Source organism: Streptococcus parasanguinis, assembly GCF_047465465.1.
GTDB classification, from domain to species: Bacteria; Bacillota; Bacilli; order Lactobacillales; family Streptococcaceae; genus Streptococcus; species Streptococcus parasanguinis_AI.
Window position 1 is genome coordinate 121,595 of record NZ_JASGZU010000001.1, and the last position, 22,587, is coordinate 144,181.

Annotated in this window: 24 protein-coding genes and 1 pseudogene; 21 read left to right on the top strand and 4 right to left on the bottom strand. The window is 41.5% G+C overall.

The features are described 5' to 3' along the window. Positions 1-352: 352 nt before the first annotated feature. On the bottom strand, positions 353-2,317 hold the full coding sequence (locus QM351_RS00675) for a peptide ABC transporter substrate-binding protein (protein WP_414326135.1): 1,965 nt from the start codon (positions 2,315-2,317) through the stop codon (positions 353-355). Between the two features lie 259 nt (positions 2,318-2,576). Between QM351_RS00675 and QM351_RS00680 the strand changes: the two genes are divergently transcribed. The 18 genes and pseudogenes from QM351_RS00680 to QM351_RS00765 form a co-directional block, all read left to right on the top strand. Then, entirely contained in the window at positions 2,577-2,906 is a 330-nt protein-coding gene (locus QM351_RS00680; protein ID WP_414326136.1) for a PadR family transcriptional regulator, read from the top strand. Continuing rightward, positions 2,900-3,700: a hypothetical protein gene (locus QM351_RS00685; protein ID WP_003006161.1), complete on the top strand. Its 801-nt coding sequence runs from the start codon at positions 2,900-2,902 to the stop codon at positions 3,698-3,700. Before QM351_RS00680 ends, QM351_RS00685 begins: the two co-directional genes overlap by 7 nt. Beyond that, complete coding sequence (locus tag QM351_RS00690; protein WP_003006164.1) at positions 3,697-4,527, top strand: hypothetical protein; 831 nt, start codon at positions 3,697-3,699, stop codon at positions 4,525-4,527. Before QM351_RS00685 ends, QM351_RS00690 begins: the two co-directional genes overlap by 4 nt. 77 nt (positions 4,528-4,604) lie before the next feature. Continuing rightward, positions 4,605-5,996, top strand: a complete 1,392-nt coding sequence (locus QM351_RS00695) for an APC family permease (RefSeq protein WP_350012278.1) — start codon at positions 4,605-4,607, stop codon at positions 5,994-5,996. 105 nt (positions 5,997-6,101) lie between these two features. Continuing rightward, a complete protein-coding gene (locus QM351_RS00700; protein ID WP_000141913.1) occupies positions 6,102-6,338 on the top strand; it encodes a DUF2829 domain-containing protein in 237 nt (78 codons plus the stop codon). Continuing rightward, complete coding sequence (locus tag QM351_RS00705; protein WP_150905665.1) at positions 6,331-7,029, top strand: 3-oxoacyl-ACP reductase; 699 nt, start codon at positions 6,331-6,333, stop codon at positions 7,027-7,029. The genes QM351_RS00700 and QM351_RS00705 overlap by 8 nt, the downstream gene beginning before the upstream one ends. A 379-nt stretch (positions 7,030-7,408) precedes the next feature. After that, positions 7,409-8,068 carry an ABC transporter ATP-binding protein gene (locus tag QM351_RS00710; protein WP_125826212.1) on the top strand — a complete coding sequence of 220 codons (660 nt, stop codon included), beginning with the start codon at positions 7,409-7,411 and terminating at the stop codon, positions 8,066-8,068. Positions 8,069-8,072: 4 nt separating this feature from the next. Further along, on the top strand, positions 8,073-9,275 hold the full coding sequence (locus tag QM351_RS00715) for an ABC transporter permease (RefSeq protein WP_350012279.1): 1,203 nt from the start codon (positions 8,073-8,075) through the stop codon (positions 9,273-9,275). Between the two features lie 99 nt (positions 9,276-9,374). Continuing rightward, entirely contained in the window at positions 9,375-9,872 is a 498-nt protein-coding gene (locus tag QM351_RS00720; protein WP_350012280.1) for an NUDIX hydrolase, read from the top strand. Continuing rightward, positions 9,869-10,309 (top strand): ASCH domain-containing protein, encoded by a 441-nt coding sequence (locus QM351_RS00725; RefSeq protein WP_125826215.1) that lies wholly within the window; start codon positions 9,869-9,871, stop codon positions 10,307-10,309. Before QM351_RS00720 ends, QM351_RS00725 begins: the two co-directional genes overlap by 4 nt. A 103-nt stretch (positions 10,310-10,412) precedes the next feature. Beyond that, entirely contained in the window at positions 10,413-11,792 is a 1,380-nt protein-coding gene (glmU, locus tag QM351_RS00730) for a bifunctional UDP-N-acetylglucosamine diphosphorylase/glucosamine-1-phosphate N-acetyltransferase GlmU (protein WP_414326137.1), read from the top strand. 9 nt (positions 11,793-11,801) lie between these two features. Further along, positions 11,802-12,347 carry an NUDIX hydrolase gene (locus QM351_RS00735; RefSeq protein ID WP_003002456.1) on the top strand — a complete coding sequence of 182 codons (546 nt, stop codon included), beginning with the start codon at positions 11,802-11,804 and terminating at the stop codon, positions 12,345-12,347. A gap of 11 nt (positions 12,348-12,358) precedes the next feature. Next, on the top strand, positions 12,359-12,694 hold the full coding sequence (gene macP, locus QM351_RS00740) for a cell wall synthase accessory phosphoprotein MacP (protein ID WP_070594427.1): 336 nt from the start codon (positions 12,359-12,361) through the stop codon (positions 12,692-12,694). A 23-nt stretch (positions 12,695-12,717) separates the two neighbouring features. Then, on the top strand, positions 12,718-13,410 hold the full coding sequence (locus tag QM351_RS00745) for a 5'-methylthioadenosine/adenosylhomocysteine nucleosidase (protein WP_155168895.1): 693 nt from the start codon (positions 12,718-12,720) through the stop codon (positions 13,408-13,410). Positions 13,411-13,432: 22 nt separating this feature from the next. Continuing rightward, on the top strand, positions 13,433-13,741 hold the full coding sequence (locus QM351_RS00750; protein ID WP_049473168.1) for a hypothetical protein: 309 nt from the start codon (positions 13,433-13,435) through the stop codon (positions 13,739-13,741). Between the two features lie 104 nt (positions 13,742-13,845). Beyond that, on the top strand, positions 13,846-14,469 hold the full coding sequence (nth, locus tag QM351_RS00755; RefSeq protein WP_350012282.1) for an endonuclease III: 624 nt from the start codon (positions 13,846-13,848) through the stop codon (positions 14,467-14,469). Between the two features lie 267 nt (positions 14,470-14,736). Beyond that, the gene (locus tag QM351_RS00760; protein WP_414326138.1) at positions 14,737-16,704 is read left to right on the top strand and encodes a peptide ABC transporter substrate-binding protein; all 1,968 of its coding nucleotides are present in this window, start codon (positions 14,737-14,739) and stop codon (positions 16,702-16,704) included. 162 nt (positions 16,705-16,866) lie between these two features. Next, positions 16,867-17,076: pseudogene (locus QM351_RS00765) on the top strand (PaaI family thioesterase); the annotation flags it as partial. A 106-nt stretch (positions 17,077-17,182) separates the two neighbouring features. On the opposite strand, the gene QM351_RS00770 reads toward QM351_RS00765, so the two are convergent. The 3 genes from QM351_RS00770 to QM351_RS00780 form a co-directional block, all read right to left on the bottom strand. Continuing rightward, positions 17,183-17,776: a helix-turn-helix domain-containing protein gene (locus tag QM351_RS00770; protein ID WP_414326140.1), complete on the bottom strand. Its 594-nt coding sequence runs from the start codon at positions 17,774-17,776 to the stop codon at positions 17,183-17,185. Between the two features lie 170 nt (positions 17,777-17,946). After that, positions 17,947-18,333 carry a bleomycin resistance protein gene (locus tag QM351_RS00775; protein WP_223356171.1) on the bottom strand — a complete coding sequence of 129 codons (387 nt, stop codon included), beginning with the start codon at positions 18,331-18,333 and terminating at the stop codon, positions 17,947-17,949. Between the two features lie 11 nt (positions 18,334-18,344). Then, a complete protein-coding gene (locus QM351_RS00780) occupies positions 18,345-19,172 on the bottom strand; it encodes an exodeoxyribonuclease III (protein ID WP_414326143.1) in 828 nt (275 codons plus the stop codon). A 135-nt stretch (positions 19,173-19,307) separates the two neighbouring features. Between QM351_RS00780 and QM351_RS00785 the strand changes: the two genes are divergently transcribed. The 3 genes from QM351_RS00785 (at position 19,308) to pbp2b (ending at position 22,580) form a co-directional block, all read left to right on the top strand. Continuing rightward, positions 19,308-19,760, top strand: coding sequence for a DUF3290 family protein (locus QM351_RS00785; protein ID WP_414326144.1), 453 nt, complete (start codon positions 19,308-19,310; stop codon positions 19,758-19,760). Next, complete coding sequence (locus QM351_RS00790) at positions 19,757-20,389, top strand: DUF421 domain-containing protein (protein ID WP_049515494.1); 633 nt, start codon at positions 19,757-19,759, stop codon at positions 20,387-20,389. The genes QM351_RS00785 and QM351_RS00790 overlap by 4 nt, the downstream gene beginning before the upstream one ends. A gap of 139 nt (positions 20,390-20,528) precedes the next feature. Continuing rightward, on the top strand, positions 20,529-22,580 hold the full coding sequence (gene pbp2b, locus QM351_RS00795; RefSeq protein WP_414326146.1) for a penicillin-binding protein PBP2B: 2,052 nt from the start codon (positions 20,529-20,531) through the stop codon (positions 22,578-22,580). The last annotated feature ends 7 nt before the right edge of the window (positions 22,581-22,587 follow it).

The following is a 22,587-nucleotide window of genomic DNA, read 5'->3' on the forward strand; positions in this document are numbered from 1 at the left end:
GAGTCTATAAAAGATTGAGAAATGAAAAATCCAATAAATAGACAAACTGTTTTTTTACTTAGAACAAGCTAAGTGTTGCAGAAAGAATTATAATAATCTATATTATTAAGCTTATTTAAACAAATACCGAAACTTTCCGCCGTGAGAAAAGTGATAGAAATACTAGTATTTCTATCACTCGGGAGTTTTGGAACCTTAGGTCCAAAACTAAGTTATGGGACTTCCTGGATTGCTGAAATCATCCACTGGATAATTTCACCTAACGTCCGTACTCACCTAAGGAAAGTTTCAAGGATAGGTTTTTCCTTAATCAAAAACACCGAGGATTTGATCCTCGGTGTTTTTATCGTGATTATTTCACGTGTTTTGCAAGTTCTTCTTGCGCTTTTTTGTTTGATTCTTCTTTTTCTTTCAACCAATTCTTATAAGCTTTTTCGTAGTCAGCCGTTGTGACTGTCTTGTCTTGCACTTTTTGGTATTTGAAGAAGCTTGTTTCACCTTTAATACCAATTGCAGAATTTGCTGCTGAGAATGGCGTTACCTTCGTGATAGATGGAACTCCACCCTTAGAGTAGATTGGAAGTACCATTGCGTTTTCAGTCAACCAAGCTTGGGCAGCAGCGTATTTTTCATAACGCGCATTGGTATCCAATTTTTCAGCATTAGCAGCATCCAACAATTCTTTGTATTGGTTCAAACCAATTTTTTCGATGAGAGCTTGGTCTTTCTTAGGATCAAGTCCCATACCAGTCAAGGTTGAACCATCTGTTGGGTTCAAGATATCCAAGTAAGTAGATGGATCTTGGAAGTCAGGTCCCCAACCTGTGATATCCATATCAAAGTCTTTTTGATCTGGTGATTGGGCGAAGTAAGTAGCGTTGTCTGCATCGTCTGTAGACAATTTTTGTACATCGATCACGACATTGTCTTTACCAAGAGCTGTTTCAATAGAACTCTTCATAGAGTCTGCTTGTTGGACAAGAGCATTAGAAGATTGGTCTACGACATAGTCGATATGGATTGGGAATTGAACACCTTGTGATTGCAATTCAGATTTCGCTTTTTCAAGTTCCGCTTTGGCTTTATCCGCATTATGCAAGCTATCTTGCGCGTCAGCAAAGCTAACACCTTTCCACTCATCTCCTGTTGCGGCAAGTTTTTCTTCAACGAGCGTACCGAAGTCTTTTCCGTTGGCTTGCACAAATGTAGGTGGAACTAGAAGTGTACGAAGAGTTCTTGATGCTCCCTCTTTACCATTAGCTTGTGCACTGTATGAAGTTCTATCCAAAGCGAAGTTCAAGGCTTGACGGAAGTTTTTGTTTTGAAGAGCTGTCTTGGTGCTGTTCTTTTGTTCGTCAGAAGTCTTCTTCGTATGACCGTAGTTTTGACGGTTGACGTTGAAGTAAGCGTAGTAAACAGTAGAATCTTGAGGTGTATAAACGATGTTATCCTTGAATTTCTTCTCAATTGTGCTGTAAGTTGAGCTTGTTGGGAAGAGACGAGCAGTAGATAGGTTCCCATCTGAGAAGTTACGAGCAAGATAGTCTTGGTCAGATCCATCGAAGTAAGTCAATTTAACCGTATCGATGTGAACATTTTTCTTGTCGTAGTAATCAGGGTTTTTATCCAACTCGATTTGTGATTTTGAAGTGAAGGATTTCAAAATGTATGGACCATTGTAGAGGATACCATTTGGTTTCACGCTACCAAAGTCTTTCCCAGCTGATTCCAAGAATTTTTCATTAACTGGCATCATGGTAGCAGTCGTCAATTTAGAATTCCAGAAAGATTCTGGTTGGTTCAAAGTGTATTGAAGAGTGTGATCATCAACAGCTTTTACCCCAACAGTTGAGAAGTCTTTGGTTTTCCCGTTTACATAGTCATCCAAGCCTTTGACCGAGTTTTGAACCAAGTAAAGAGCATCCGATTTTTTATCTGCTACGTATTTTAGAGATGTCACGAAATCTTGTGCAGTGACGTCAGCGTATTCATTTCCTTCTGAATCATACCACTTCGCATCTTTTCGAAGCTTGTAAGTATAAGTCAGACCGTCTTTTGAAACGGACCAGTCCTCAGCAAGAGCAGGCACTAAGTTACCGTATTGATCGTTTTCAAACAAACCATCGACCAAGTTGGTTGTAATGTCGCTTGTAGTTGAACGATTTGAAGTCAAATAGTTCAAGGAATCAGGGTCTGTACCATACACGTAGTTGTAAGTAGTCCCTTTTGACGCATTAGAAGATGAGCCACATGCAGCAAGGAAAAGCGTTGAAGCCGCGGCGACACCTGCTAAAAGAGCAAGCTTCGATTTTTTCATATTCGTGTCTCCTTTTGAATAATTTTAATTATTATACTCCAATCAATCTACAAAATAAAGTGTTTTTTGAACTTTTTTTGTATATTTACACACCACTATACAGTAAAACCCTTGATTTTAAGGGATTTTTAAGGAATAAAAATTTTTTTAAAAAATTACTATTATGCTTTACATACTAGTAAAGAAAGAGTATACTGATAGTGAGCAAACTAGTATGTAAAACAAACTAGTGAAAAATGTGAAGAAAGAGGTGAGAAGGATGAAAGAGTCCCAATTACTAAAGGGAGTCTTGGAGGGCTGTGTGCTGGAGATTATTTCCAAAAAGGCTATCTATGGCTATGAATTGATCCAAAGTCTCAAAGAGATGGGATTTGATAAGATTGTCGCTGGGACCATTTATCCCCTGCTTCAAAAATTAGAAAAACAAGGGGTCATTCATGGGGAAATGAGGCCGTCTCCAGATGGTCCTGATCGCAAGTATTTTTCACTCAGTGATGCTGGAAAAGAGCGTTTAGGGGAATTTTGGGACCAGTGGCAGGAGCTAGTCACAAAAGTAGAACGTATCAAGAAGGAGGGAGAAGAATGGTAGAAAGTTATACAGAAAAAATGTCAGATGAATTGATTCATTTAAAGAAAGAGGATCAAGCCTATGTGAAAAAAATGGTCGCTTATATTGGGGCTAAGTCCTATTTTTATGATGATGAAGCACTTGGTGAACAACTCTACAATATGGTTTGCGACCTAAAAGTTGCTGAGAAAGAAGGCATTCGGGCAGTGGATTATTTTGGAAAGGATCCACGGGCGATGGTGGATCAAGTTCTTTCAGATTTGCCTAAACGCTCTTTAGGATCTTATGTGGGACTCGTCTTCCTAATTGGAGTGATCTTAGTTGGCATGCGTTATTTAATGGATTTCACCTGGATGACACCACTGAAAATCGAACCCTTAACCTATATTGTCATTCTCCTCAATTTCTTGGTGTTTAGCCAGTTCATCACGTGGCTTTGGTCCAAACAGAGCTATGGTGAAATGAAGTGGTCTTGGGCTATTTTTATCAGTGTGATCTGCCTGATGGTATTTCTGAACATCGTACGACTATTTTCGATTTATTTTGGCCACATTGGGAGTCTCTTCTTATCAGATGGTTGGGCGGTTGTTCTTGCTGTCCTAGTCCTACTTGGGTTTGCGGTTATGGCTTATAGAAGCAGGGAGCGTTTGATGACGAGTCTACTAGTCATGGGCCTGACTTTCCTAGTTACGGGATGCTGGATTCGTCTTGTGAATCAGGAAACTGCTCACTTATTAGGCTGGCTACTTCCTCTCATAGGACTAGTCCTTACCTTCGTTGTATTTCGTCTCCAAAGAAAGGGGGAAGAAAGATGACATCAGTTATTTATTATGAAGAAACGCAGGCTTTGGTTCAAACCTTTAGCCAAGAGGACCAAGCTTATTTCCAAGATCTATGGGATTATTTCAATTTCGCCGGTTTCTTATATGAGGAGAAGGCTTTGAGAGAGCAGGTCTATAATTTAGCACTAGATTTTTCGCAAGCAGGAGCGGATGGATGGACGGCCAAGGACTATTTTGGTCTCGATCCAAAGGAAATGGCAGACCAAATCATAGAGAACATGCCTAAAGAATCCACGCGATCTGTTCTAAAATATGGGGCGATCATCTCGGGAATTGTGATTTTTTATCGCCTCTTAAGTGATTTTGCTTCACAAGCGGTCCTTGTGCTCAAGCCTCTAGTCTATTTAACCGACATCATTTTGGGACTCCTAGCAATTGGGCTACTCTTCTATCTCCTTCGTCGCCTCATTTTTGCAGAAGTAAAGTCGAAAAAAGTAATCCATGTGGCAATCGTTTTGGTTTTAGGAGTCTATTTCGCTAGTGAGATCGTGGGGGTCCGTTTCTTACCAGCACTTGCTTGGTTGACAGTGCCGAATCCATGGGATACTCTCCTTATGACAGGAGCTAGTGGAGCTCTCATTCTTTGGCAATGGAAAGAAGAGCTTGGCAGAGCCTTCGTCTTTCCTATCATTGCCTTTTTAGTGGTTGGATTCTTACATCGCTGGACCTTGGCACAAGGAGTTCAGAATCTTGGTATGACAGTTCTTCTGCCCACAGTGATCATCATCTTTGGGCTGGTTATTTATTATTGGTTTACGATTCGTTCTTTGAAAAAGAATAGGACTGAAAGTGATAAATAGAAAGAAAAGGGGGAGAAAGTGTCTCCCTTTTCTCTTCCAAGTATGATAGAATAAACTCATTAGATGGGAGAATATACATGAATCTATTTCGAAAAAAGGCTTGGGGACAGGTTCACCCAGGGTTAAACCGCTATTTACGGTTGTGGGATTTGATTATTTTAGGAATCGGTGCCATGGTGGGGACAGGGATCTTCACGATTACGGGGACTGCAGCGGCGAATTTAGCTGGTCCAGCCTTGATCATTTCAATTGTGATTGCGGCTTTTTGCGTCGGCTTATCTGCCCTCTTCTTTGCAGAATTTGCATCCCGCATTCCTTCAACTGGTGGAGCCTATAGCTACCTCTATGCCATCTTTGGAGAGTTTCCAGCCTGGATTGCAGGTTGGTTGACCGTGATGGAATTCATGACAGCCGTATCAGGTGTGGCCTCAGGTTGGGCTGCTTATTTCAAGGGATTGTTGGCCAATCTTGGCTGGCGTCTGCCGACGGCTTTAAATGGGACTTTTGATCCAGCTGCGGGAACTTATGTGGATCTCTTGCCTATTTTGGTCATGGTTCTCGTCACAGCCTTAGTTCTTATGAATGCAAAAGCGGTTTTACGCTTTAATTCCTTGCTGGTCTTACTCAAGTTCTCCGCTCTTGCCTTGTTTATCCTTGTGGGGATTTTTCATCTAAACCCTGGCAACTGGGCAAACTTTGCTCCTTATGGATTTGGCGAAATCTATGGTGGCCAGACAGGGATTATGGCTGGAGCTTCGCTCATGTTCTTCGCCTTTCTTGGTTTTGAGTCCATTTCAATGGCGGTCGACGAAATCAAGGAACCACAAAAGAACGTCCCTCGCGGGATTGTCCTTAGTCTTTTGATCACAACGGTTCTTTATATCTTGGTCACTCTGGTTTTGACCGGTATGGTTCCTTTTAAGAACTTAAATGTAGATGATGCAGTAGCCTTTGCTCTTCGTCAGGTCGGAGCCGGCTGGGCTGGAAATTATGTATCGCTGGTAGCGATTTTGACCCTAATTACCGTCTGCATTTCCATGACCTTTGCCCTCTCACGGATGATATACAGTTTGGCGCGGGATGGTCTCCTGCCAAAAGCTATGAAACAACTCGATCCAAAAACTAGAATTCCCAAAAATGCAACACTAGTAGCTGGATCGATGGCTGCTATTGCTGGTGGAGTCTTTCCACTAGCCAGTATCGCTTCCTTCTTAAATATTTGTACCTTGGCTTACCTGGTTATGTTGGCCTTTGCCCTCTTGAAATTGCGCAAGGAACACGGGGCTCCTGGACCTGGTGAATTTAAAACACCCTTGGTTCCAGTCTTGCCAATCCTGTCGATTGTGGTCTGTCTGTCCTTTATGACCCAGTATTCCCTATCGACCTGGCTGGCCTTCGGAGTTGCTCTCTTGATCGGGGTCGGAATTTATTTCGGTTATGGCTATCGCCATTCAGAAGAAAATCAATAAAAGATGAAAGCTAGAGTAGAAGAACTCTGGCTTTTTACATAGAGAAAGCTCTTTTTTTGGTATAATAAAGGGAGAAAGTTAACTAGATAACAAAGGAGAAAAAACATGACATTTGAAGAGATTTTACCAGGCTTAAAGGCTAAGAAAAAATATGTGCGAACAGGATGGGGTGGAGCAGAAAACTACGTCCAACTCTTTGATACCATTGAGCAAAATGGGGTGGCTCTGGAAGTGACGCCTTATTTCCTCATCAACGTCTCTGGTGAGGGTGAAGGTTTCTCCATGTGGAGTCCAACACCTTGTGATGTTTTAGCGACAGATTGGGTGGAAGTCCATGACTAAAAGAGTCTTGATTACAGGCGTGAGTTCCGGGATTGGTCTGGCTCAAGCTCGCCTCTTTCTAGAGAAGGGCTACCAGGTCTATGGGGTGGACCAGGGAGCGGATCCCCAGTTAGTAGGTGATTTTCATTTCTTACAGCGGGACTTAACCCTAGATTTGACGCCAATTTTCGACTGGTGTCCTGAGGTCGATGTCTTGTGCAATACAGCTGGTGTTTTGGATGATTACAAACCGCTTCTGGAGCAAAGCGCTGAGGAGATTCAGGAGATCTTTGAGATCAATTATGTGACCCCGGTAGAGTTGACACGGTATTATCTGACTCAAATGTTGGAGAAGAAGCAAGGTATCATCATCAATATGTGCTCCATTGCTTCTAGCCTGGCAGGAGGAGGCGGCCACGCTTATACTTCCTCCAAGCATGCTCTAGCGGGCTTTACCAAGCAGTTGGCCCTGGATTATGCAGAAGCTGGTATTCAGGTCTTTGGGATTGCTCCTGGGGCTGTCAAAACAGGCATGACCGCAGCGGATTTTGAACCAGGTGGATTGGCTGACTGGGTAGCCAGTGAGACGCCGATCAAGCGCTGGATTGAGCCAGAGGAAGTAGCCGAAGTCAGCCTCTTTTTGGCTAGCGGTAAGGCGTCTGCTATGCAAGGGCAAATCCTGACCATTGATGGTGGTTGGAGTTTGAAGTAGGAGGATGAAAAAGCAAGAGTTGAAATCTTGCTAAGAAACGTAATTGTTTTTTCCTTACTGAAAGAGGATCAAACCGAGGTGAACAATTAAGTTAGGACAGTGGTGAGACAGGTATACCTCTATGCTAAAGAAGATCTTACTGAACGAAATTAAACCTACCAGAGTGATCAGGATGAATCAGATTTCTTTATGATTGGTCACGATGGAGATCTAGCCTTTTTCACCAAAAAAAGACAGGGATAATAACAATTATGAAGATAACTGAGGGTAAGTTCAGAAGAACTTTTTGAATGGGCTACCTGAAACCTTAAGAGATTGTTTTAGAAGAAACGAATAGTACAATTGATTTGCTAAGTTATTGTGGAATGAAGGTGAAGTCATGATTAAATTAGTGAATGTTACTAAATGTTTTAGTGATGGATCGAATGTCAGATATATTTTCAAAAATTGTAATTTTGAATTTAAAAAAGGTAGCACGACTGCAATAATTGGCCGTTCTGGATTAGGAAAAACTACTCTTGTTAAATTAATATTAGGGATTACCAGTTTAAATGAGGGGGATATCTTAGTCTGTGGTAGTTCCATTTTAGATATGAAAAATTTGAGTAAGGTAAGGCGTAGGAATATTGGCTGTGTCTTCCAAAACTTTAATTTGATTTCAGGTTTCACGGTGAAAGAGAATATTCTACTTCCAAGATATTTTTTTGAAAATGGAGAGAATAACATTAACGAAATTTGTAACACTCTAGGCCTTTCAAAGGAAATATTAAGTAAGAGTATTGATAAGATTAGTGGAGGTGAAAATCAAAGAGTTGCTTTGGCAAGAGCTCTTATTAACAATCCAGAAATATTGATAGCGGATGAACCTACCGGTAATTTAGACGCTGATAACGAACAAAATATAATAGAATTGTTGAAGCGGATCAATGAGGAGTTAGGTATCACGATTATAACAGTAACTCATAGTGATAAAGTGGCCAATAGTATGCAGTCTATTTGCACAGTTGTAGATGGCAAAATTGAGTACGTAAGGAGATGATAAAATGAATCATTCCATATTATTCATTGCTAGAAGAGATTTAGAAGTTAACAAACGAAGATATAGATTAGTTCGACTGTCAATAGCGATCTCTGTTTTGCTAATTGTTTTAGTGATGCTCATTTCTAATTCTTTCTATAATAAAATGATTAATGAAATGACTGTAGCAAATAAAAATGTTGTTACTGTTGCCTTTGGTAATAAAGAAAATTCTCTGAATTATAAAGCTTTACCTTTATTTTCTAGTGATGATATTGATCGAGTTAAAAAAATAGATGAAGTAAAAAATATTACAGGTGTGAAACTACTATTTACGGATGATATCAAATTCCAAAATGGTAAGACATCGGTTTCCAATACTATCCATTGTCTAGAAGAAAAGTATTTAAAAAACCTGAATATTAGAATTGCTGAAGGGAAATTTCCAGAGAAGGACAATGAAATATTAATCGGAGATTCCGTACACAAGGCTACATCAATGAATGTCGGAGATACGGTGACTATAAAGATTGATAATCATTATGAAAAGTTTGTAATTTCTGGCATTATAGACAAGCAAGAAGCGCAGTTATTTTCTACCTTGCCAACAGAAATAAATCAAATGATGGCAATAAATGTAAAAAGTAGTAGCGTTTCATCAAATAAGTATTACTATCTGAATGCTACTGTAAAAAATGGAACAGATTTAAATGAAGTAGCAAAGAAGATAGAAAAGACTGTTTTAAAAAATGAAAATTTAAAACAATCTTTATCAGGAACAGGATTAGATGTTGTTGTAGCAACACAACAGGATGTTATCAATATGCTATCCAGATGGTTTTCCTACATCGACCTTTTTATCCTCTTAATCATAGTTCTTATCTCTATTGTAGCGATTATTAATATCATCAATATTCTTGCCATTACCATTCAGGAGAATCATAAACAGATCGCAACTTTTAAAATCATCGGTGCATCTGATCGACAGATAAAAAGAATATATTTATTTGAAAGCTTCATGATGGGAGTACGAGGTACAAGCGCGGGATTGGTGATAGGAATTGCTATTTCTTATTTGATCATCTTTTTGAGTGGATTGCCACTAGATATTGAACTTAGTAGATTGTTGTTCCCGGTATTAATAGGGATACTCACTTCAGTTTTTGCAGGATTATTGGTATCTAGAAAAATTACTAAAATTGATATTGAAAAAGTATTAAATCAATAGAGAAGAAATGATTAGGGTCAATAAGAGATGGTGTTGCAAAAAGAATAGCTATACTGATTTCACTATCGACTGAGCTTTGAATGAAAGTAGGAGGATTTGATGGAAATCAAAAATCACTTTGGTGTATACGGGGTCTGTCTCCAAAACGGGAAATTGCTTTGCATTGAAAAAACAAGAGGCCCCTATCAGCATCGTTTTGATCTACCGGGGGGGAGTCAAGAACTAGGTGAAGGATTGACAGAAACTCTCAAGAGAGAGGTTCTGGAGGAGACAGGCTATACGCTTAGCTGTTATTCAAATCCTAGGATGTATGATATGCTGGTTCAAGAAGAGGGGCAAGACTTCGCAGTACATCATATCATGGCCTTTTATGATGTAGTACTTGATTTAGAACGCTCTCAAAAATCCCTTCCACATGAGGTTCTTGATGGAAGTAATGATTCAGCAAAGGCAATTTGGTTGAATGTGGAAGAAATTACTGCAGACAATGCTTCTCCTTTAGTATTGAAGGTAAAGGCGGAGTTACGAGGATTTCCAGAATTGGACATGACAAGCTATAGAAATTGGAAGGTGAAAGAAAAGAAGGAGAACAAATGACACCTCAAGAAATGTGGAATGCCTACAAGCAAATCAACCCCTCTATCGGAGATGAGATAGACGCTTGGGCCTTTGGAGTGGCCCCAGACCTTTTAGCGGATCTGGTCTTTAAAGGGGAAAAAACAGCAACCGCCTCAGCTTACGATCTTTACGCAATAGAGGACGAACCCCTTCCTCAAGCAGGGACTTTTGATGTCATTTTAGACAGCCAAGATCAAGCTGTCTGCATCATCGAAGTTACAAAAGTTTCTGTTCAGCCTTTCCATCAAGTGTCAGCCGACCATGCCTATAAAGAAGGCGAAGGAGACAAATCTCTGGCTTATTGGCATCAGGTTCATGAAGACTTTTTCAAAGATTGCTTAGGAGAAGCAGGACTGACTTTTACACCTGATAGCAAGGTGGTTTTAGAAGAATTTCGCAAGGTTTATCCATTATAGATACGCTCTCCTTTTTGGAGAGTTTTTTGATTTGGGTCTTATTTTCCAAAAGGGGTGAAAAATGGTATAATAAGTACGATATTGTACAGAAAAGAGAAATGTTATGCCAAATTATGCCATTATTTTAGCAGCGGGGAAAGGTACCCGTATGAAATCAGATCTGCCTAAGGTTCTCCACAAGGTTGCAGGGATTTCTATGTTGGAGCATGTCTTCCGTAGTGTTGGAGCTATCTCACCTGAGAAGACGGTAACGGTTGTAGGCCACAAGGCGGAATTGGTGGAGCAAGTATTAACTGGACAAACAGAGTTTGTCAAACAAACCGAACAATTGGGAACTGGTCATGCGGTCATGATGGCAGAGCCAGTCTTGGAAGGTCTTGATGGGCATACTCTTGTCATCGCAGGAGATACACCTTTGATTACGGGTGAAAGCCTCAAACACTTGATCGACTTTCATATCAACCACAAGAATGTAGCAACGATTTTGACAGCAGAAGCAGCTAATCCATTTGGCTATGGTCGGATTGTCCGTAATGACAATGCGGAAGTGCTTCGAATTGTTGAGCAAAAAGATGCGACAGATTTTGAAAAACAAATTAAAGAAATCAATACAGGAACGTATGTCTTTGACAATGCGCGCCTCTTTGAAGCTTTGAAAAATATCAATACCAACAATGCCCAAGGTGAATACTATATCACGGATGTCATCGGAATTTTCCGTGAGGCTGGTGAAAAAGTCGGGGCCTATACGCTCAAAGATTTTGATGAAAGTCTCGGGGTTAACGACCGCGTGGCCCTTGCGACAGCAGAAGGCATCATGCGTCGTCGCATTAACCAAGCTCATATGGTCAATGGAGTGAGCTTCGTCAATCCTGATGCGGCCTATATCGATATCGATGTCGAAATCGCTCCTGAGGTACAAATCGAAGCCAATGTTACCCTAAAAGGGCACACAAAAGTTGGGGCTGAGACAGTTTTAACCAATGGAACCTATATCGTGGATAGTGAAATTGGTGCAGGTGCCGTTATTACTAACTCTATGATTGAAGAAAGCACCGTAGCCGATGGCGTGACAGTAGGACCATATGCTCATATTCGTCCAGGATCTAGCCTCGCCAAAGATGTCCATATTGGAAACTTTGTCGAAGTCAAAGGTTCGTCTATTGGCGAAAATACCAAAGCTGGTCATTTGACTTACATTGGCAACTGTGAAGTTGGCAGCAACGTCAACTTTGGGGCAGGAACTATCACTGTGAATTATGATGGCCAACACAAGTTTAAAACGACGATTGGAAACAATGTTTTTGTCGGATCCAATTCGACGATTATTGCGCCAGTTGAATTAGGGGACAATTCCTTAGTCGGTGCTGGATCAACTATTACCAAGGATGTACCAGCTGATGCGATTGCGATTGGTCGTGGACGTCAAGTGAATAAAGAAGGGTATGCCCTTCGCTTGCCACACCATCCTAAAAATAAATAGGAGATTCTCATGCAATTTGAAGAAAAAACCATTGAGCGCAAGGAGATTTATCAGGGACCGATTTTCCAAGTGGTCACTGATCAAGTAGAACTACCTGCTGGAAAAGGCCAAGCGCAGCGTGATTTAATCTTCCATAATGGAGCAGTAGCGGTTTTGCCGATCACAGAAGATGGGAAGACGATCTTGGTGAAACAGTACCGTAAGGCGATTGAAAGGACCTCGGTGGAGATTCCAGCAGGGAAGTTAGAAAAGGGAGAAAATGCGGATCCCAAAGCGGCTGCTCTGCGTGAATTGGAAGAAGAAATTGGCTACACAGCGGATCTAGAATTGTTGTATGATTTTTATTCAGCCATTGGATTTTGTAATGAGCGGATCAAACTTTATGGTGCGACCAACTTGAAAAAGGTGGAAAATCCACGTCCACAAGATGCGGATGAGACCTTAGAGTTATTAGAAGTGACCTTGAAGGAAGCGAAAGATTTGATCCTTTCTGGTGAAATCTGTGATGCCAAGACCATTATGGCTATCCAATATTGGGACTTAATCAATAAATAGAGGAGGATCCGATGGGAAAACCTTTATTAACCGATGAAATGATTGAACGAGCAAGGCGAGGTGAGGACATCACCGGTCCTAATATGGTCGATGCGGAAGAGACGAAAATTATTCGGACAGACCACAGAGGATTTGGCTATGAACGTCCTATGAGAGAGAGTCGTATGGAGCGTCCACAAGAGCGTTATTCTCAGGATACTGTGCAGATCCAAGTGGAGCCCACAGTGACCAAGAGTCGTCGCATTGAAGAACGCAAACAAAGTGTGGTCCAATCCAAACTCAATAAGATTTTGTTCTGGATCATTGTGCTCCTCATTGTTTTAATTATTGCTATTTGGCGTCTATAAGGTCGTTATAAGGAGAGAATGACATGAAAATTGGAATTATCGCAGCCATGCCCCAGGAGTTGAAGATCTTGGTTGAAGCCCTTGAAAATGGGGAAAAGCATCTGCGTCTTGGAAAAGTCTACTATACAGGATCGATTGGTCGCCATGAGGTCGTTTTGGTGGAAAGTGGTATCGGAAAAGTCATGTCTGCTATGAGTGTGGCAGTCTTGGCCAATGATTTCAAAGTGGAAGCCATTATCAATACAGGTTCTGCAGGTGCGGTTGCACCGGGAATGGCTGTTGGGGATATCGTCCTTGCAGACAAATTGGCTTATCATGATGTGGATGTGACAGCCTTTGGCTACAAGTATGGTCAAATGGCAGGTCAACCACTTTACTTTGAATCCAGTCGCTATTTTGTTTCAGAGATGAAAAAAGTTCTGGAAGAAGAAGCTGCAACCACACATGTGGGCTTGATTACAACAGGAGATAGCTTTATCGCGAGTGAAGAAAAAGTCGCAACAATTCGGGAGCATTTCCCAGAAGTATTAGCAGTTGAGATGGAAGGGGCAGCTATTGCCCAAGCCGCTCATGCAGCTGGACGTCCCTTCATGGTCATCCGAGCGATGAGTGATACGGCAGATCACGCAGCCAATATTTCTTTTGATGAATTTATCGTAGAGGCTGGCGAACGCTCTGCTCAAATCCTGATTACCTTCTTGAAGAGATTGGTGTAGAAAAAATATAGGGAGATGGACCATGTATCGTGAATCGTATTTTGATGGAGGCTTATTTTCATATATTGGCCATGTTTTATTAGCAACCTTCATTACAGTATTTACTTTTGGGATTTGTGCTCCTTGGGGCGTGTGCATTATGTATAACTGGAAGGTCAAGCATACCGTGATTGATGGTCGTCGTCAGTACTTTGACGGCACGGCTATGCAGTTATTTGGAAATTGGATCAAATGGTGGTTCTTTACCATCATTACATTTGGGATCTATGTGTTCTGGTTAAATATCAAGGTCACTCAATGGATTACCAAGCATACTCATTTTATAGACTAATTGAAAAGGACTCGTCTACGGACTAGTCTTTTTCTGAAGCCGATTCTTTCAGAAATAGAGAACTTTCATGCTATAATAAAGACTAGTAATGTAAAGGAGAGAATATGGTTTTATCAAAGAAACGGGCATGTCATGTGATTGAAGAAATTATCGCCCTCTTTCCAGATGCCAAGCCAAGTCTGGATTTCCGTAATCATTTTGAATTACTAGTGGCAGTCATGCTCTCAGCTCAGACGACAGACGCGGCTGTTAACAAAGCGACACCAGGTTTGTTTGCGGCTTTTCCAACCCCACAAGCCATGGCAGCAGCCAGTGAAGCTGATATCGCCAAGCATATTTCTAAATTAGGCCTCTATCGAAATAAGGCCAAATTTCTCAAAAAATGTGCCCAGCAATTGCTAGACAATTTTGATGGTCAAGTGCCTCAGACTCGTGAAGAGTTAGAAAGTCTAGCAGGAGTAGGACGCAAGACAGCTAATGTGGTTATGAGTGTAGGATTTGGGATTCCAGCTTTTGCTGTCGATACCCATGTGGAGCGGATCTGCAAGCACCATGATATCGTCAAGAAATCAGCGACGCCATTGGAAGTTGAAAAGCGGGTCATGGATGTTCTGCCAAAGAGCGAATGGCTAGCGGCCCATCAAGCCATGATTTATTTTGGACGGGCCATCTGCCATCCTAAAAATCCTGAATGTGACCAGTATCCACAACTCTATCATTTTGATTAGGAATCAGTTCCTCTGCTCGAAAGAGCAGAGGTTCTTTTTTTGTAATGAAACGTATATTTATTAAAAGGATTGAAAGGTGATATCTATGTTGGATCTGGTGGTAGGTGCCTAGACTCCTCTATCCGGCTTCTTTGAGATCGATTTCAAGATGCTTTTTCTTTATATCTTATTATATTCATTCAGAAATAACGAACTTTTTTTAAATAAATTTGGTTTTTTTTAAGAAATAGTGTATAATGGTAGAAAATCTAACATAAGGAGATAGTGATGAAAGCAAAAAAACTGTTAGCTCTTGCAGGAGTTTCTGTTGCAGGTGCCTTTCTTTTAGCAGCATGTGGCGGTGGTAGTAGCAATCAAGCAACCTACTCATTCGTCTATTCAGCAGATCCAAATACCTTGGATTACATCGCTGCAACTCGTACAACAACTTCAGATGTCACAAGTAACCTTGTAGATGGTCTTCTTGAAAACGACCGATACGGAAACTTTGTGCCAAGTCTAGCAGAAGATTGGACTGTCTCTGAAGATGGATTGACCTATACTTACAAACTTCGTAAGGATGCCAAATGGTATACGAGTGAAGGAGAAGAATATGGTGCTGTAACGGCTCAAGACTTTGTTACAGGGATCAAACACGCGGTTGAGTCTAAATCAGAAGGTCTCTTCTTGATTCAAAATTCGATCAAAGGTTTGGATGCCTACGTAAAAGGGGAAACCAAAGACTTTAACACAGTTGGAGTGAAAGCCTTAGATGACCACACCATCCAATATACCTTGGTCCGTCCAGAAAGCTTCTGGAACTCAAAAACAACCTCAGGTGTTCTTTTCCCAGTCAATGCGGATTTCTTGAAATCTCAAGGAAAAGATTTTGGTTCTTTGAAACCTAGCAGCATCTTATACAATGGTCCATATTACCTGAAATCATTGACTTCAAAATCTGAGATTGAATTGGTCAAGAACAAAGACTATTACGATGCGAAAAATGTTCATATCGACAATGTCAAATTGACCTTTAATGATGGATCAAACCCAGATTCTATCATTAAGAACTTTGAAAAAGGTCAATATTCCTTTGCATCTGTTATGCCAAACAGCTCGACTTATAAGAGCGTCAAGAAAAACTTTGGCGACAACATTGTCTACGGTTTGCAATTGGGAACATCCTACTATCTTGGATTCAACTTGGACCGTCAAAAGTATGACCACACTGCCAAAACAACGGATGAACAAAAAGCTTCTACTAAGAAAGCAATTCTGAACAAGGACTTCCGTCAAGCGGTGAACTTTGGCTTTGACCGCAAATCATATGCGGCACAAGTATCTGGATCTGATGCGGCTGAAAATACCCTTCGTAGCACTTTGGTGCCACCAACTTATGTCCAAGTCAATGGAGAAGATTTTGGTAAAGTCGTTGAAAAACAATTGGTTACCTATGGGGATCAATGGAAGGGTGTGAGCCTGGCCGATGGTCAAACTAGCCTTTACAACCCAGAAAAAGCCAAAGCTTCCTTTGCGAAAGCCAAAGCTGAATTGCAAAAACAAGGCGTTCAATTCCCAATTCATTTGGACTACATTGTCAGCCAAGTGGACAACAGCATGGTCCAACAAGCGAGCTCCTTCAAACAATCTGTAGAGTCAGCGCTTGGTGCAGACAATGTCGTTGTAGACCTTCAAAAGGTTTCGGATGATGATTTCCAAAATATCACCTACTTCAGCGATACTGCTGCTGCGAGAGATTACGATATCTCAGGCGGTGGTTGGGCTCCTGACTACCAAGACCCATCGACTTACCTCGAAAGTATCAGCCCAGTAAATGGTTCTGTCTTCTACTATCTTGGTATTGATGCAGGTTCAAATAATCCAGCCATTGCAACAGTTGGTTTGGATCAATACGCTAACATGTTGAAAGATGCCGATGCTGAATTGTTGGATCAAGCAAAACGCTATGAAAAATATGCAGCAGCGCAAGCTTGGTTGACAGATAGCTCGATTACACTTCCAACTGTTTCAAATGGTGGTGCTCCAATGCTTCAACGGACAGTACCATACAGCCGTGCTGCTTCATGGGTTGGTACAAAAGGAACAGGAACCTTCTACAAATACCTTGAAATGTCTAAAGATGTTGTCACAACAAAAGACTTTAACAAGGCCAAAGAAGAATGGTTGAAGAAAAAAGCAGAATCCAATAAAAAAGCTCAAGAAGATCTCAAAGATCACATTGAGAAGAAAAAATAAAAAAATCAATCATTGGTCTATCAATGAAGATAAAAAAGTCGAGGCTGGGACAAAAGTCCTAGCCTCTCAATTGTTTCTGGATTGTCGAGCAAGACGCAGTGGTTGAGTGGTCTCTACTACGCTGCTTTCATCAGCTTTTACAGCCCTACTCAACTGTGCGGAGGTGGGACGCTCCAGTCTTCTATCAACTATTTGAAAGCTGGAAATCTAGGGGATGTCCTAACCATCAGGGGGGAATGTGTCCATCAAGGTCGTACAACCTGTGTCGTCGATGTAGATATCACCAACCAAGATGGCCGAAATGTCTGCAAGGCAACCTTCACCATGTTTGTCACAGGCCAACGGTCTGAAGATAGACAGGTGAGGATATAGGAAAGCATGAGTAGGAAGTTACATCTCAAAAATTCTGAGTGTGATCACTATCCGCAACTCTATAACTTTAAAGACATTTGAAAAGCGAGGTCTGATGACTTCGCTTTTATTTGATAGGGAAGAAAGTCAGTAAGAGCCAAGAAAACAACAGAGCAATAGCTCCAATTCCAAGGCAAAATAGAACAGGAAGGATAATATTTTGGCAAGGAGCCTTGCCCCTTTCCTCGGCTTCTTCAATCTCGCTCAGGCTGCGTCCTTGATCATAGGCGACAATCTGGCGAAAGGTACGAAGATTATGCTGTTTCTTAAATTTCTCAATGCGTAGGGCGTAGAACATTGTGATAGCATAAATCAAGCAACTAATAGCGATACCGAACCATTCCAGATAAAGAATTAGAGGAATCATTATTATAGGACTTCCAATTAGTAAAATGGTAAAAACCACTCCATCTTTTTGATAGCGCATAAATTCTTGGTCGTGAATAATTTGTTTCATGGTTTCCACATCTCCTTTTATGAGTTGGTCCAATGACACTTCAAAGACCTTGCTCAGTAAAAGCAGGTTTTGAATATCAGGGTAGGTTGCTCCGCGTTCCCAGTTGGAAATGGATTGACGGCTGACAAAGATGATTTCAGCCAAATCATCTTGAGATAAATTTTTCTCTTTACGATAGTGCTGGATCTGCTTTCCGACTTGCATAAGATTTCCTCGCTTTCTGATTTCATTCTACCTAATTATACAAAAAATGGCTATCAAAGTTCTTTGACATGCTGATTTCATGGGCTTTAGCAAAGGTTTCTGTCACTGGATTTACAGGTCTGTCAATTTATATTTACTTACTGAAAAAGAGGCCAACAACCTCCTTTTTCTTATTCACTAAATCTTAAAAAATAGCCATCTGGATCTAAAACTGCAAATTCATGAGGATAGATATAATGGTCGCCAACACGAAATTCTCTTTTGGTCAAAGGACGATGAATGGGATAGTCAGCTTCCAGCAGTTTTTGGTGGAGCTGAGGAACATCCTCAATGCCAAAGGAAATATTGACACCACGCCCGAAAGGATAAGTCAGCTGAGCTAATTCTTCTGCGTCACCTTCTTCTAACATGAGTTGGCAGTCTTCAAGGGAGAGGAAGAGAAATTTTTCCTCGGGGCGTTCGTATTCGACAGAGAAGCCCAGCAAGTCGCAGTAGAAGTAGCGCGACTTTTCGATGTTGGATACCACAAATTCGGGGATGACAGCTTGATAGTCCATTAGCTTTCTCCTTAGAGTTCAATCTCCAAGACAATCGGTGTGTGGTCTTGGCGTGGGCCTGAGTCGATCATATCTGACTTGGTAACCTTATCTGCTACACGGTTACTTGTGAGCCAGTAGTCGATTCTCCAGCCGGTGTTGTTGATTTTTGAAGTCTTGCTGCGTTGTGCCCACCAGGTATAGCGCTCTGGTACATCCCCGTGAAGGTGACGGAAGGTGTCTGTAAATCCTTTGGCCAAAAGATTTGTAAATCCTTCGCGTTCTTCGTCTGTGAATCCTGGCGAACGGCGGTTGCTGGCTGGGTTTGCAAGGTCGATTTCCTTGTGAGCAACGTTGTAGTCACCAGTTGCAAGGACAGGTTTTTGCTTGTCTAATTCAGCCAAATATTCAGCATATTTGACATCCCAAACTTGACGTTCTTCCAAACGTTTGAGACCATCACCGGCATTAGGAGTATAGACTTGTGTTACAAAGAAGCCATCAAATTCCAAGGTAATGATCCGACCTTCCAAGTCCATGGTCGAAGGAGCTCCGATTTCTGGGAAAGTCACAACTGGTGTGAGCTCTTTTTTATAGAGGAACATGGTTCCAGCGTAGCCTTTACGAGCCGGTTCTTGAGAAGAGCGCCAGGTGTTTTCGTAGCCAGGGAAGTGCTCCTCAAGGATTTCGAGGTGTTTTTTAGTAGGACCTTTGGCGGATAACTTGGTTTCTTGAATGGCAATGATATCTGCATCCTCAGAAACCAAGGTTTGGAGGACTTCTTGAGAGAGTTTGGCGCGTGCTGAATCACTAGTTAATGCAGCATTAAGCGAGTCGATATTCCATGAAATGAGTTTCATTGTATTTCCTTTTCTTGACATGATAGATAATTTTATTATAACAAAAAATATATTTTTTTCTGATTAGAATGCCTTGAATTCTCCCCTGAAATCTATTATAATAGCTTGAATTCATTTGGAGAAAGGGAGTTCATTATGAAATTTTACTCTTATGACTATGTATTGAGTCAGATCAGCCAGCAAAATTGGGTGACTATTGGGATCTCTGGTTTGCTCATTCTACTGACTGGTTTTTTTGCGGTGAAAGCTTATCGGGAGAAGCACGATAGCAAATTCCGTGAATTATCCATTATCTCGATTTTGACTCTGGTTGCAGTGGTCTTGATCAGTATCAGCAATTTCCAAAATAGCCAAAGTAATAATGATCAGTTCCAACGCTCACTCCATTTTATTGAGCTCATCTCAAAGGAGTTGGATGTCAAAAAAGAAGATGTCTATGTCAATACTTCAGCAGCCACAGATGGGGCGATCCTGAAGGTTGGAGAGGTTTATTACCGAGCTATCGCAGGCTCTGACCCAGATAGCTACCTATTAGAAAAGATGGATCTGTATAAAACAGACGTGGAACTTGTGGAGGTGAACAAATGACAGTAGATTTTTTAGCCATTTTGATTAAATTAGCTATCGGCTTGATTTCCTTGGTATTTGTAATCAATGTGACCGGGAAAGGAAACTTAGCACCAAGTTCTGCAGTAGACCAGATACAGAACTTTGTTCTGGGGGGAATTATTGGTGGGGTCATCTACAATAGCTCCATTACTATTCTTCAATACATTGTGATTCTCTTGATGTGGACTATTTTGATCTTACTCTTAAAATGGCTCAATACCAATGTCCGTTTTATGAAGCACTTGATCGATGGCAAACCAACTGTCATTATCAAAAATGGGAAGCTTGATCCGGAAGCTTGTCGATCCAAGGGACTTTCTGCTTCAGACGTTGCCTTGAAATTGCGTTCACAAGGAATTTTCCAATTAAAGGGAGTGAAACGAGCTGTCATTGAACAAAACGGTCAAATGATCGTTGTCCGTGCGGGGGATGAAAATCCTAAATACCCAATCATTACGGATGGTGTGGTTCAGCTTGAAATTTTGGAAACAATTGGGAAAAGTGAAGAGTGGTTGCTAGCTGAATTGGAAAAAGAAGGCTATGACAACGTTTTGGATATTTTCATTGCTGAGTATGACAAAGGAAAAATCAATGTTGTGACTTATTAGAAAAAAAGATTGGGCGAGCATGTCCAATCTTTTTTCCTTGCAAAAAAGAGAAAAGGACCCTTCCTTTTCTTGAGATACTCTTGGAAAAATAGTAAAATGGAAGGTAAGTGTTGATTAGAAAAGAAGGATAGAAAATTTCATGAAGAAGAAAATACGGAAGTTTGAAAATCATTCGATTACACGCAGAATGTACCTGCTGTTTAGTTTGATTTGCCTTCTTTTTTTGGCTCTCATTGCCAGGCTTGGCTATATGCAGATCACTCACCAAGTCTACTATACGGATAAATTGGCAAAAGCTACCAAAAAGACGGTCAAACAAGGGAGTGTGCGAGGGCAAATTTATGATGCTTCTGGTAAGCCCTTGGTGGAAAATGTGGGAAAACAAGTCTTGACCTTTACTCGGGATCGTAAAATGACGGCCCAAGAAATGCGAGAGACAGCTGGAAAACTCTTGCAGTATGTCGATGTAGAAAATCCTCAAGTAACCGAACGGCAAGAAGTGGATTACTATCTAGCCAATACCAAAGTCTACCAAGAGGTCGTAGAGCACCTGCCTGAGAAAAAGAAATTTGATACCGATGGCAATCGTCTACCAGAAGCTAAAATCTATCAAGCAGCAGCGGACAGCATTGACCCTTCAAAACTCGGTTACACGGATGATGAGAAAAAGATTATCTATCTTTATAGCCAGATGAATGCTGTGGAGAATTTTGCGACGGGGATTATTTCGACGCAAGCACTAGGAGCTGAGCAGATTGCGACCATCGCGGCTGACAGTCAGGACCTTCCTGGAATTGCGATCACGACCAGCTGGGACCGCAAGGTTTTGGATACTCCTTTAGCTTCTATCATCGGAACGGTTTCGACTGAGCAGGCAGGACTTCCAGCAGAAGAAGTCGAGGACTATGTCAAAAAAGGTTATGCCCTCAATGACCGGGTTGGAACCTCTTATCTCGAAAAGGAATACGAAAACGTCCTTCAAGGAAAACGCAGTGAAAAAGAAATTCTCCTGGATAAAAATGGCAATATGGATAAAGTGGTAGACATTTCAAAAGGAGCTAAGGGGGAAAACCTCAAGCTCTCGATTGACTTGGATTTCCAAAAAGGGGTGGAAGATATTCTCCGCTCTGCCTTTAGCGCAGAGTTGCAAGCTGGAAATGCGACCTACTCCGAAGGTGTCTATGCTGTAGCCCTTGAGCCTGATACAGGGAAAGTCCTTGCCATGGCAGGGATTAAACACCAGGCTGGTAGTCAAGATTTATCAACCGATGCTTTGGGAACAGTCACCAATGTTTTCGTCCCAGGATCGGTCGTTAAAGGAGCAACCTTGACTTCAGGATGGGAAAATGGTGCCATTTCCGGCAATCAAGTACTGACCGATCAGCCCATTGTTTTTGCAGGATCAACGCCGATTAACTCTTGGTTTACCCAATATGGCAGTCGCTCCATCAATGCAGTAGAAGCTTTGGAATATTCTTCCAATACCTACATGGTTCAAATTGCTCTTAAGATGATGGGGCAACCCTACACTCCAAATATGACCTTACAAGTAGATCAAGTGGACCCTGCTATGAAAAAACTTCGTTCTACTTTTGCAGAGTACGGTCTTGGAACGTCAACGGGGATTGACCTTCCCAATGAATCGACCGGTTTTATCCCGAAAGAGTATACAGTCGGTAATTATTTGACCAATGCCTTTGGCCAGTTTGACAACTACACCCCTATGCAATTGGCTCAGTATGCGGCAACCGTTGCAAATGATGGGAAGCGGGTGAGTCCTCATGTCGTCGAAGGCATCTATGATAATAATGACCAAGGTGGCCTCGGTCAGTTGAAAAAAGCGATCGAAACCAAGGAGCTCAATCAGGTCCATATCTCAGAGGAGGACATGGCCTTGATCAAACAAGGATTCTACCAGGTTGCGAATGGTACGAGTGGGTTGACGACAGGGAAAACCCTTGGTCAAGGGGCCAGTGTGCCCATCAGTGCAAAGACTGGTACAGCTGAAACCACTGTCGATGGAGGCAAACAAGCCATTAATACCAATGTGGTGGCATATGCCCCATCGAATAATCCGAAGATTGCAGTAGCGGTGGTCTTTCCGCACAATACCAATCTGCAAGCGACGGTCAGTCATTCCATTACGCGTGACATTATTAACTTATACAATCAGAAACACCCCATGAATTAGAAAGGAA